The 12,906-nt window shown below is 40.4% G+C and carries 10 protein-coding genes; all 10 read right to left on the minus strand.

From position 1 onward, the window contains the following. Positions 1-118: 118 nt before the first annotated feature. The 10 genes from sigG to FBF75_RS02070 all read right to left on the minus strand — a co-directional run bounded on the left by sigG (position 119) and on the right by FBF75_RS02070 (position 12,858). The gene (gene sigG / locus FBF75_RS02025; protein WP_003211879.1) at positions 119-898 is read right to left on the minus strand and encodes an RNA polymerase sporulation sigma factor SigG; all 780 of its coding nucleotides are present in this window, start codon (positions 896-898) and stop codon (positions 119-121) included. Positions 899-1,041: 143 nt separating this feature from the next. Continuing rightward, positions 1,042-1,761, minus strand: a complete 720-nt coding sequence (sigE, locus tag FBF75_RS02030; protein WP_007499746.1) for an RNA polymerase sporulation sigma factor SigE — start codon at positions 1,759-1,761, stop codon at positions 1,042-1,044. Between the two features lie 59 nt (positions 1,762-1,820). Next, the gene (spoIIGA, locus tag FBF75_RS02035; protein WP_048002851.1) at positions 1,821-2,747 is read right to left on the minus strand and encodes a sigma-E processing peptidase SpoIIGA; all 927 of its coding nucleotides are present in this window, start codon (positions 2,745-2,747) and stop codon (positions 1,821-1,823) included. A 249-nt stretch (positions 2,748-2,996) separates the two neighbouring features. Beyond that, positions 2,997-7,316: a S8 family peptidase gene (locus FBF75_RS02040; protein ID WP_136944395.1), complete on the minus strand. Its 4,320-nt coding sequence runs from the start codon at positions 7,314-7,316 to the stop codon at positions 2,997-2,999. Positions 7,317-7,617: 301 nt separating this feature from the next. Next, on the minus strand, positions 7,618-8,763 hold the full coding sequence (gene ftsZ / locus FBF75_RS02045) for a cell division protein FtsZ (RefSeq protein ID WP_007499752.1): 1,146 nt from the start codon (positions 8,761-8,763) through the stop codon (positions 7,618-7,620). A 33-nt stretch (positions 8,764-8,796) separates the two neighbouring features. Then, positions 8,797-10,119, minus strand: a complete 1,323-nt coding sequence (gene ftsA, locus FBF75_RS02050; RefSeq protein WP_136944396.1) for a cell division protein FtsA — start codon at positions 10,117-10,119, stop codon at positions 8,797-8,799. Positions 10,120-10,278: 159 nt separating this feature from the next. Beyond that, positions 10,279-10,647 (minus strand): small basic family protein, encoded by a 369-nt coding sequence (locus tag FBF75_RS02055; protein WP_003210988.1) that lies wholly within the window; start codon positions 10,645-10,647, stop codon positions 10,279-10,281. Next, on the minus strand, positions 10,647-11,372 hold the full coding sequence (locus FBF75_RS02060; protein ID WP_046343486.1) for a DUF881 domain-containing protein: 726 nt from the start codon (positions 11,370-11,372) through the stop codon (positions 10,647-10,649). The genes FBF75_RS02055 and FBF75_RS02060 overlap by 1 nt, the downstream gene beginning before the upstream one ends. 20 nt (positions 11,373-11,392) lie before the next feature. After that, a complete protein-coding gene (locus tag FBF75_RS02065; RefSeq protein WP_035392136.1) occupies positions 11,393-12,082 on the minus strand; it encodes a DUF881 domain-containing protein in 690 nt (229 codons plus the stop codon). Continuing rightward, a complete protein-coding gene (locus FBF75_RS02070; protein WP_035392138.1) occupies positions 12,079-12,858 on the minus strand; it encodes a cell division protein FtsQ/DivIB in 780 nt (259 codons plus the stop codon). Before FBF75_RS02070 ends, FBF75_RS02065 begins: the two co-directional genes overlap by 4 nt. Positions 12,859-12,906 lie beyond the last annotated feature (48 nt).

Consider the following 12,906-nt stretch of genomic DNA (forward strand, 5'->3'; position numbering starts at 1 on the left):
ACAAATGATATTTCAAATAACATTTGTTAAAAACAGATTAAATGAAAAAAATAACAGAGTCAATACTAGAGATGGGTTCTCTAAAAAGAATGAAAAAAGCCGCACATCAGCGGCGGCTTTAAAAAATATTTTTATTCATTTGTTTGATTGCTGCTTTTTCAAGCCTTGATACTTGTGCTTGAGAAATGCCGATTTCTTCTGCCACTTCCATTTGTGTTTTGCCTTGGAAAAAGCGTTTACGAAGAATCATTTTTTCTCGATCATTCAATCTGCGCATTCCCTCTTTTAAGGCCAATTCTTCTACCCATTGTGTATCTTTGTTCCGTTCATCACTAATTTGATCCATCACATAAATCGGATCTCCTCCGTCATTATAAATCGGTTCAAACAAAGAAACAGGATCTTGAATGGCATCTAGGGCAAAAACAATTTCCTCATGAGGGACTTCTAACACTTTGGCAATGTCTTCTGCCGTTGGTTCCTTGCTTGTCTCACTAATTAGTCTCTCACGGACTTGAAGCGCCTTATAGGCAATATCTCTTAGTGAACGAGACACCCGGATAGGGTTGTTATCGCGCAAGTATCGACGGATTTCTCCTATGATCATAGGGACCGCATAAGTTGAAAATCTGACATTGTGGCTTAAATCAAAATTATCAATTGATTTCATTAATCCGATACAGCCTACTTGGAAGAGATCATCAACATACTCGCCTCTGTTGTTAAAACGCTGAATCACACTTAAAACCAACCGCAAATTGCCATTAACTAGCTTTTCTCTTGCTGTATCATCACCTTCATCTTGCAGCTGTCTGAATAATTTTCTCATCTCGTCGTTTTTCAGAACAGGCAGTTTGGAGGTGTCGACTCCGCAGATTTCCACTTTATTTCTGGACACTTTTTTCCCTCCCTACAGGAGCTGTTGTACAAAGTTCAGTATCTCCGTGGGATGGAAAAATATGCACGGTCTACGACGAGAAAGATGTGAAAAAATGGTGATCCCTTTGACAGTACAGGGATAAAGCTTTCAAAAAATTTTTTTTAGACCATCTTATTAAATTCTTTTTGCAATCGTTTAATAATTCTTTTTTCGAGCCTTGAAATATAGGACTGAGAAATACCAAGCATGTCGGCAACATCTTTTTGGGTTTTTTCTTCACCGCCAACTAAACCGAATCTCAGTTCCATAATTTGTTTTTCACGATCGTTTAATTGTTCTAGCGCCTTTTTCAGTAATTTTTTATCGACATTTGCTTCAATATCTCGGGTGATAATATCATCATCTGTCCCAAGTACATCTGATAAAAGCAGTTCATTACCGTCCCAGTCGATGTTAAGCGGTTCATCAAAGGATACTTCTGAACGGATTTTATTATTTCGGCGCAAATACATCAAAATTTCATTTTCAATACATCTAGACGCATATGTGGCCAGTTTGATCTTTTTTTCTGGATTGAACGTATTTACTGCCTTGATGAGGCCTATCGTTCCGATACTAATCAAATCCTCAATGTTAATGCCTGTGTTTTCAAATTTTCTTGCGATATAAACGACCAATCGCAAATTTCTTTCGATCAAAATGGCTCTTGCTGTTTGATCACCTTTAGGTAATTTAACGAGCAATTCTTGTTCTTCATCCTTTGATAATGGCGGAGGCAGTGCCTCACTTCCACCAATATAATAAATTTCATCACTCTTTAGCCCTAGCTTCATGAGGAGTTTATACCAGTAGTAAGTGAGTTTAAATTTTAATTTTTTCATCTTCTTCTCCCTTCTAAATGTCCAGTTGACTTCGTAAGATAAAAGACATCACAAAAAAACTACGACACCCCTTGTATCATTTTTCCGTCTAACATCTCTGGATGAATGATGGATTGAAATTCCTGATCTGCTGATAATCCACTTAGACTCATCCCAACAAAACACTTCGCTGGCTGGATCATATGCGTTTTTGTATACAGGACGACCGTATCTGGTTTAAAGCATAGTAGAAACCCGTGATCATGACCGACTGCGCGATATGGAACGAGTCTTAAACGATCAAGCAGCGGAAAATCATCAAGCTTTTGCATCACTTCAACAGGATGAAACTGTTTCATTTTTTCTATAAATGGCTCTCCGAAAATAGATGTGAGCTGATCGAGCTGGACGATCATGACAGGTGTTTTCGTCAATGGATCATACAGCTGATTTCCAGAATCGACCAGACCATTTAAGCGGATCGTTTCTCCTTGAATGTGGATCTCCACAAGTACTTGTTCGTCATATTGTCTTTTTTTCGCACCAACCTCTCCTAATCGTTTCTTTGAAAACAGCCAAATGGCCGGAAAGCCAGTGAGAACAAAAAGCCAGCTAATGGGATCACCAAATCCATCATTTTGTGAAATAAGCAGTCCATCTTGAATAACTGTATTTGTCTGCAAAAACGAATGAACCCCGATCATGCCCCCTCCCATCAAAAATGTGACAAAGTAAAAAGCAAACAGATTTTGAAAAAAGGAACGAAATCTTTGAAAGCCAAAGGTTCCAAGCACGATCAAGACAGAAAAAAGCAGTTTGCCTAAAGGGTGCGACACAATCATTGCAAATGGCGTAAAGAGCAAGAGAACAATGCTCGATCCAATGAGAGCTCCTAACATATATCGCCTTTTTTTCACTTGTCGTTTGAGAATAAATGCCGTGAGTAAGAGCAGCAATAGATCAAAACAAAAGTTTAACAGCCAAATGACATCTAAATAAATGACCACCTTCTGCTCCTTTCATCTGAAACAAAGAATCAAAAGCAGTACTTGCACTTGTTTGTACCAGTATAAAACAGTCATCGGATGGAAGTCTGTCAATTCTTGTAGGGGATGATAGAGAACTTTTGGTGGATTGTTATCGTTTTTGTCGACGTATGAAACAGAAAGAACATCGGAATGATTTGTTGGACAAGTGTCTCCTCTATCAATTGCACAAAAAAAGACACGCTCCGAAGAGTCGTGTCTTTTTCGCTGTCATTCTTTCTCATTGATGGTGAGTGTTCCTTCTGCCTTCTGTCTTGTGACATTTCCATAATCATCTTTGACAATGACTTCAATCACTGCACCTTTTGCTTTCGCAATAGATGTCGCCGTCCAGTACCCTTCATACGTTCCCGGTGCTACTTCACGAATCGGCAGTTCGGTTGTGTTTTGAAGTTTTGATCTAGCATTTGTCAGCGGCATATGAAGAACAAAGGTGGCATCTAGCTTTTCCCTGCTTTTAAATGAAATCTTAACCGATTCACCTGATGATAGATTCATATTGTCTTTTGGCGTTAATTCAGAAATGACAGGTGCATCATATTGTACATCGATGTCGACCTTTTTAGTCGTTTTGTTTCCAGCCGCATCTTTTGCTGTCACTTTGATTGTATTTTTCCCGTTCTCAAGCAGCACCCTTGCAGAATATGCCCCATCCTTTACAGTCGCTTTTTTTCCATTGACTGTGACTTGATCTAGATAATCATCCGCTACTTTCCCTTCCACCGTGAGTGATTCTCTATTAGACTTGTCGCCATTTTTCGGTGTATCAATGGTCAATGTCGGTGCTGTTTGATCGATGATCACCTTGACTGGATTGGAATGTTTTGTTGAGCCTTTATCCGTTACAGTCGCCGCCGTGAAGACATGCTCTCCACTTGGAACAGATACATTTTCTTTGAAAGTACCCGACTCATCTAATTTGACGTTGGCCACCTCTTCATCATTCTGATAAATGGCAACATCGAGACCCGGAGAAGCTGTGCCTTCAATCGTCAATTCACCTTGATTTGTTATGGTTCCTTTCTTTGGAGAAGTGATTTCTGGTACATCTGCTTCATAGTTTACGAGCGCACGAATCATATAATTCCCCTCTTCTTTCGGAGAAGGAGAGAAAGCACCGCTCGTCAGCTGCCAGCTTCTTTCAGCATTAGGGCCATCTTCATCTGTGGCAAGTCCCGGAGATTCGGTATTCTTTTTCGTTTGAATATAAACAAGATAGAAATCGCCATCCACTGTAATGGCTTGATCTTCTAAATCTACTTTTGTCCATTCACCATTACGCAGCGCATTTGCTTTTAAAGGTCCTGCGATTTTCTCACCTGGTGCGCCACCCTTCCCAGAAGCATCATATACTTCAACAGCAAATTCATCGCCTCCAGGAGCTGGCCATTCTGATGTCCAAAACCGGAAAAGACCACCTGTGACTTGTGCTTGTTTCTTTCCTTTTTCTAATGAAAACTTCACAGCCCAGCCATTGCCAGGATCGTAGAAAGCCCGTGCATTCTCAGCCGTTCCATCATCGTAGCCAATCTCCCCCGGAAAACCGATAAAAGGCTCAAGTTTCACTGACTTTTCAAGTGGCTTTTCCGTCACATCCGCTGTAAACGTATGGCCTTTAAACCCCTTCGCAAAAATTTTGACTGTATAGACACCGCTTAATGCCTCTAGAGAAAATTCACCGGATTCATCTGTTTTCACCGGCTCAATTTTTGCGTCCTCCACAAGATAAACAGTTGCATTCTTCACCTTTTCACCAGTTGTTTCATTGACGACCGTGCCGGAGATCGTTCGTTTCTCTAGCGGCTGTAAGGAGAAATTCGCTTCTGCTGTTTCTTTTGATGCCACTTTGACTTTTTGGGACCGTGATTCAAAGCCGTAAGCTTCCGCTTTCACTGTCCATTCTCCTGCTCCTTGAGACAGCTGATATTTCCCTGTCGCTTCATCGGTGGAAGTTGATTTTCCGCTTTCTAGAACACTGATTTGCGCTCTCATTGGAAGAGCTTGAATAGACGGAGCATCATGACTGTTTTGCTTTTGAATGTGTACATGTTTATTTTTTACTTTAGCAGGCTTTGCCTTTTTTGGATCAACTGATTTCTTATTCTGGCTTGTGGATTTTTCTTTTTTGATTACACCTAGCTGGTTCTTGGCTTGTTGAGACAAAGCCTCATCTGTGATTTTCACATCATCTAAATAAAAGCCATCTTTAGTGACACTGCCATCTGTTCTTATCTGAAACAGGACTCTCACTTTTTGACCTTTATAAGCAGATAAATCAACTTCGCCTGCTGTCCACGCATTTGTTTTCCCCGTATAAGCTGTCACTTGAACGGCGTCTTCACCCTCTGGCTGTACATAGACATGCACATAATCATAATTGGCTTCGAGATCATGCCAGTATTGATATTGCAGGTAGGAAGAACCTGAATCTGGTACAGCAATGAGCGGCATAGACAAATTGGCGTCCGTTTTATTTTCATAAGGACTGTCTAAATTGGTGGCGTAGACATGTTCCCCGCTAAATGCTTGTTTTGGACCTGTGGACGGTTTTCCCCACTGCCACGGATCTTTTGTTCCACCACTGAACCATCCACTTGGCCATGCTTCAAAATCTTGTGAGTAGCCAGTGGTGATGGATGTTTTAATTGGAAGTGTATAAGAATCTGATGCCGCTTCATTTTCTCCAAAATCTTTCACAATCCATCGGTATGTCACGTTTTCCCCCTCAAGTTCAGGGAGCTGCACCGTATAGGTTCCTTTTAAATGATTTCCATCCGTGCGGTTGGCTTGCAACGTCTCCCACTCACCTTGATCTACTCGGTAAGTCAAAGAAACATTTGTCACTGCTATCCCATCTTCTGCAGTGATGGTTAATGGGGTTGGCGTTGCAGCAAAAATTTCATTCGGACCTTTATGTGAAAAAACAGGTGGTTCTGTATCTTCTCCTTCTTTTGTCACCTGACCTTCAATCGTACCGATTCCATTGGTTAAAGCAGTAATCGCCTCTCTTGCATCAACTAACCCTGCCCCATAACCGTTGTTAGGGGATTCAGGAAATTGCTGATCTGTCAGTGGTTTCGCTGTCTCAATGAGAATTTGCTGAATTTCATCAACAGAAAGGTCTGATTGCACTTGGCGAAGAAGAAGAACAACAGCTGAGACATGCGGACCTGCCATCGATGTACCATTCCACCCATCCTCATATCCTTTTCCCGGGATCGAAGAACGAATGTTTACTCCCGGAGCCGCAATATCTGGTTTCATTACGCCATATGGAGAAGGACCCTGAAGGGAGAAAGACCCTAACTTGTTGTCATGATCTGTTGCGCCTGTAGCAAAGGCTTCTTGATAGTTAGCAGGATTTGCAATCGAACCCGCACCACCTGGATTGAATAAATCGGTATTACCGGCTGAAAATTCTGGAAAGATGTCTGCTGCTCTCCAAGCATTCACTACATCTTTATACCAATCATCAAGACCCGGCCCACCGCCCCACGAATTATTCACAACATCGGGTGCCTTTTCTGGGTGAGGATTTCCGTTTTGATCTTTCGGGGCTAAAATCCACTCACCGGCATCTAACAGATCAGCATCTGTACCGCCATCTTCTGAAAAAGCTTTCACTGCAATCCATTCTGCTCCCGGTGCGACCCCAATTTGATTTTTTCCATCTGGCTCAGAACCAACCATTGTGCCTGTCACATGGGTCCCGTGCTCCAAGTCATCATAAGGGACTTCAGAGCCTGTCGTGGCATCATACCAATTCAGTTCATGAGATGGTTCGTTCGGACGAGCAGGATCAAACCCGCGGTATTTTTCTTTTAGCGCAGGATGATCCCATTCGACACCTGTATCAATACTTGCCACAACGGTTCCGGTCCCGTCATAGCCTAAATCCCACGCTTCTGGTGCATGCACCTGAGCAATATTCCATTCGATTCCATCTACTGCTTTGATTTGTTTGTTTGGCTTAGCATGCTTCAAATCAACAGGACGATGAAGTTGACGAGTTTCATTCGGCAGCACTTGAGCTACTTCTGGAAAAGAAGCAACCTTTTCCATCACTTCTTTTGTTGCCGTCACAGCTAGACCATTCACAATATAGTAGGAATGAATATCTTTCACTTGCTTATTCTTTTTTTCCTTTTGTAAATACGCTAGGAGCGCTTGCTGCGTTTCATCAGATGTTGCTCTCAGCTCAGATACAACGGCTGATCTTTTTGTGTACTGCGTTTTAGCCGCAGTTAATTTTTGTTTTTTTGCTTTTGATACAGCTTCTTTTGCTACTTTTTGTACATTCGTTTGTTCCTTCATTTTGACTAAGAAGGTCACCTTATCTTCCTTTTGAAACTGCTTCTTTAATCTCGAAGAAATCTTGGCTTTTGTTGTCTTAGAGGAAACGGCTTCCTCCTGATATGAGGTAGAAGTCGATTTTGCTTGAACCATCCCAAAGCTTGTCATCGTTAAAGTACCTATCACCAAAAGACTCATGAAACGATAGACGGCGGTTTTGCGAAACTTCACTTTCAATAAAATCCCTCCTCCTCAAATGGTCAAACAGTGTGTATCCTGGCCCTCCCCCTTCTTTTTGATCATGACAAGTTTCATGGTGTTCTCATTAATGTAGTCAAATAAAGTTCAACATTTTGTCGTTTTTTGTAAAGGGAATTAAAAATGATTCTTTTGACTTAAAAGGCTCAAACCAAAACACATACGATAGTTCCAAATAACACGTCGGAAACAAGACTTTTATATCAATCAGGCTCAGGATCTTCTCACCATGCAGACATAAAAAAACCCCTTCCAAAGGAAGGGGATGAATCGTGCTTGCTTATCGTTTGTTGCGGTTACGTAAGAACGTTGGGATATCCAATGTATCATCACTTGACTGTGTATTTTGTCTTGGTTGTGATGATGTTTGCTGATGTTCCTCACGTTTTACTTCACGCTTTTGTGGAATGGATTGATTTTGCTTTAATCCTTGTCCTAATGGATTTCTTTGAGGTTTTGTCACTTCCGGCTCTTGCTCAATAAAACCGGTTGCGATGACTGTGACCACAATTTCATCCTTCAAGTTATCATTAATGACAGATCCAAAGATCATGTTGACATCTTCATCAGAGGCTGATGCAACAATATCCGCTGCTTCTTGTACCTCATAAAGACTAAGGTTCGTACCACCAGTAATATTCATGATAACACCTTGTGCTCCATCAATCGCTGTTTCAAGAAGTGGTGAAGAAATGGCTTTTTTCGCTGCTTCAGCAGCACGGTTTTCGCCTGTTGCGACACCAATTCCCATAAGAGCTGAACCTTTGTTAGACATGATCGTTTTCACGTCAGCAAAGTCAAGGTTAATTAAACCTGGTGTTGCAATGAGATCTGAGATCCCTTGAACACCTTGTCTTAACACGTTATCTGCTGCACGGAATGCTTCAAGCATTGGCGTGTTTTTATCGACAATTTCAAGCAGGCGATCGTTTGGAATCACGATTAACGTATCAACTGCTTCTTTCATAGAAGCAATCCCTTCAACTGCTTGAAGCTGACGCTTTCTTCCTTCAAATGTGAAAGGACGAGTCACAACTCCAACTGTCAAGGCTCCAGAATCTTTTGCGATTTTCGCAATGACAGGTGCAGCACCCGTACCAGTTCCACCGCCCATACCTGCTGTCACAAAGACCATGTCAGCGCCTTTTAGGACTTCTTCAATTTGTTCTTTGCTTTCTTCAGCAGCTTTTTTACCGACTTCAGGATTCGCACCTGCTCCAAGCCCTCTTGTCAGCTTAGCACCGATTTGCATTTTTGTTTCTGCTTTTGATAAGTTTAAAGCCTGTGCATCTGTATTCACTGCAATAAAATCGACACCCTGTACGTCATTTTCAATCATTCGGTTGACAGCGTTATTTCCGCCGCCACCTACACCGATTACTTTAATTGATGCTAGGCCGTCTATATTTGTTTCAAACTCCAACATGCTGAATCCTCCTAATCCGTCGAAAATCTAGTTCTATTCCCAGAACATATTAAATAGTTTTTTCATTTTGCCCGGTTTTTTATTTGTCTCTTGTTGCGCTTTTTGTTTCACTTTCGTTCTTGGCTGAGCTTCTTTTACTTGTGGTGTAGAAGAAACCGGCTCCATGGACGCGCCTACTTCATGAAATGCTTCATCCGGCATTTGGAATCCAACCTGTCTGCCCTGAATCTTTGCATTGCGATAAGCAAAATGGATCAGGCCCACTCCTGTCATATATTGAGGTTCCCTGACCCCAATATAATTAGGACTTGCGATTCTTACATTGTTTTGTAAGACCGTTTGTGCCAGAGAAAGGATACCTGGTATAGCTGCCTGTCCACCTGTTAGAACGAATCCGCCAGGCAAATCATGGACACCCATATTGCGTAATTCCTCTGCCACAAAAAGCAGAATCTCTTCCAATCGCGCTTCGATGATATTGGCTGCTTCAAGTTGTGTATACGTCTGTTTTTGGTCCGTACCGATGACGGAAACTTCAAATGTCTCCTCAGACGATGCCTCATCATAGAATGCATGCCCAAATTGCTTTTTGATTCGTTCAGCTTCTTCAGTGGAAGTTCTAAGTCCTATAGACAAATCTTTTGTAATGTTCTCTCCGCCCAATGGGATACTGTGAGTAGAATAGAGATGCCCGTTTTCAAATACGGATATCGTAGTAGAGCCGCCGCCAATATCGACAAGAGCTACCCCTAGATTTTTTTCATCTTTCGATAACGCTGCTGAACCCGATGCGAGTGGCTGCAAGCAAATATCCATAATTTCAATACCAGCCCGCTCTACACATCGGAGCCAGTTATGTAGAATCGTTTTAGAACCTGTGATTAACGATCCATCCACTTCTAGCCGTACACCTAGCATTTTTTTCGGATCTGTGATCTCATCTCTTCCGTCGACGATAAATTGTCTCGGAATGACGTCTACTACGAGATGTTCTTGCGGAATAGATACTACCTGTGCAGCATCCAAGACACGTCTCACATCTTCAGCATGTATTTCTTTATTTTCACTAGACACTGCGACCACGCCGCTCGTATTTTGAATATGAATGTGGTTTCCGTTAATTCCGACTATCGCCTTTTGTAAAGGAAAACCTACCATTCTCTCAGCCTGTTCAAATGCTTGTCTAATAGAATGAACTGTTTCATCTATATCAACAATCGATCCTTTTTTTAACCCCTCTGAAGGGACATTTCCAACACCTATAATGTTAAGCGAATCATCCGCCATTTCTCCGACGATGACTTTTATATTGGATGTACCGATGTCAAGGCTGACGTAAATTTCATTGTTGTTCATTCTATGGCACCTCCTCACATATCAATACTTTCTATTCTATTATTTGCTGAACAACAATACAATGAATGTGTTTTTACAAGTGTGTAACAAAACTTAAAAAATCAACATTTTTTATTAGGATTACTGAAAATATTCGTTACATCATATGTATATCCTTTTTTATGACTCACTTTTTTTCTTTTTTTCTCTAGAAATTGTCCATTTTGTTAGTAGAATTCTTCGAATAACGGCGATATTTTGAAACAATCTAACACCGAATGCAAACATTCCGACTAAATACAAGTCTACACCAAGATGGACGCCCAGAAAAGCTAAACTTATTGCGAGTATAATATTAAAGAAGAAACCTGATACAAACACTAGTTCATCGTATGCCCCTTGCAGATGTGCTCTGATTCCACCAATCAATGTATCAAGCGCAGCAAGTACAGCGAGGGAAAGATAGTTAGAATACTCATTCGGTATCGTAAAATTCGTTAAGAAACCGATCGCAACTCCTATGATTAAACCAAGTACAGGAAGCCACATTAAGATTTTCCCTCCTTTACATCGTCAAGAGGCTTCAATTCATTTAATTGAATTGTACCGTCAAATGCTTTTAAATGAATTTTTTTCTTCGGCGGTCTAATACTCAAACTGAAATTTTCCTGAGCAAACAAATCACCAATATCTGATACATTTAAACGGCTGTATAATTTATCGGCCTGCTCGCTGACCATCTTAATCGTGACTGTATCACCATCTATGCTGTAACCATCCATTTTCGTCGTACCATTAATATCTCGAATAACACTGGTGTTAATCACCCGGTGTTCATTAATGGAAATATGTTTTGCCCCAAACATATTGGCTTCGTTGATTAATTTTTTCAGAAGATCAGGTGGTATATTTTTGACTTCTTCTCCGGTAAGTTCCTTAGAAAAAAGCTGAGTAATTTCTATTTCGACTCCTTCACCCGTTACCTCTGTAAAACCAGCCTTTTCTTTCAAATCCTTCAACGTTTTTGTTAATTGTGATTCTTTGGATTGATCTTCTTGGTTGCCATACTTTTTTAGCATTTCATCATATTTATCAATTTCTTTCAACAAATCCAGTTCCTTACTTTTAGATGCAGATAAATCCTCTCTTAATTCCCAAACGTCTCGAGTATCGCGAACTTTAGGCTTTTGTAGAGAGTTAAACTGGATGGAGACCATGATGCCAAATATGACCATCAGGACTGTCAAACTAAGTAATGGCTTCTTTTTCCTCAACACCACTCACCTTTTCACATTTAATCTTTGTTTCTTAGAAGAGGATTCATACGAATATCCTTCTTTTCAATCGTCATGGAAATATGATCACTTGTCAGCTGATCAACCACCCCGCCTGCAATGTTTAATGCAGGAATTAAAACAGCTGGATCTCCAATAGCAGAAATGACAAATGGTGCTGGATGTTGAACACCATCAACCGTGACGACTGGACCGTTACAATGTATGTATGATTGGTGTGTGATTCTTTGTCCGTTTATAGCTACAGCAGATGCCCCTGATATAAATAGTTCGTTTATCACATGGAAAATGTGGCTCTCATGCACAATGTAATTATTGACATTTTGTCCACTCGGGATATAAGATGCATCTTCAAGAGATACTTTTACCCCTTTCCCTTTTACACCTATTTCTCCTGTAAACATTCTGTATTTCTCAACATCTTCCAAAACATTGAAATACTGCTCTTTTTCATTTTTCAAACCAAACTCTGTTTCTTGGACTTTTGATTGAAGACGATAAAGTTCTTTTTCAAGTTTTTGATTCGCCTTTTCTTGTTTTGTTAGCTGACTTTTCAAAGAATATTCTTTTTTCCATTGTTCGGTTCGATTGACATCTGCTTGATGCTGCTTCGTATATTGGTATGAAAAAGAAATCAGAAATCCAAGAACAAGCATTACAATTGAGAATATGACGGTTTTGCCTCTCAACGTTCATCTTCCTTTTTCTTAGATTTAAAAGCTTCAAAATACGTAGCTACTTCCATATGAATCGTACCTTTCTCAGAGGACGAAAGCTCTTTGACAATGGCAGGGTACGTCGTCATTTTATCTGCGAATGTTTTAATTGATGCAATAACGGTGTTTCCATCATTCATATAAAATTTAACGAGCCACTGATTGGAGCTAGTCGGTACGTAATATACTTCTGAGATTAGTTCCTGAATAGAAGCCGGCAGTTGATTCAGAGCTCTCACTGTTTGCTTCAATTTCTCTTTATTGTCCCAATCGACAAAAATAGGTCCTGCGTGACTTGGCGTTACTTCATCTGGCAAAGCCGTCCCGTTTTCAAGAAGCTCATAATAAAAATGTCCCTTTTGCAGATACGCAATATTTGCATACTCTTTGACAGCAATACTGACTTTATTAGGGAAATGTTTTTTGATATTGACACTTTTAATCAATTTATTTTGCTTTATATGGTCTGCTGTCATATCTTTATTTAAATTCCAAAACTCTGTCTCGCCTTCTTTAATTTGCGAAAGTTTAACGAGCTGTTTTGTTGGTACATGTTCATTACCGGTAATGGTTAAAGAAGAAATTTTACTGATTGGTGTTTGCAAATAGACAATAATTAAAACCATGATAAAAAACAGCAAAATAAAAGAGATTAATCTCCGATTCGCTTTCTGCTTCCTTTGTTCTTTAATTTTAGGGATTCGCTCTTCTATATTGACGATCTTTTCATTTTCATGATCAGGCCGCATATATACTCTTCACCTCATTCAAAGCTGCTTGTCCGCACCTTTGGATCA

The organism is Bacillus sp. S2(2019) (assembly GCF_005144805.1).
GTDB classification, from domain to species: Bacteria; Bacillota; Bacilli; order Bacillales; family Bacillaceae; genus Bacillus; species Bacillus altitudinis.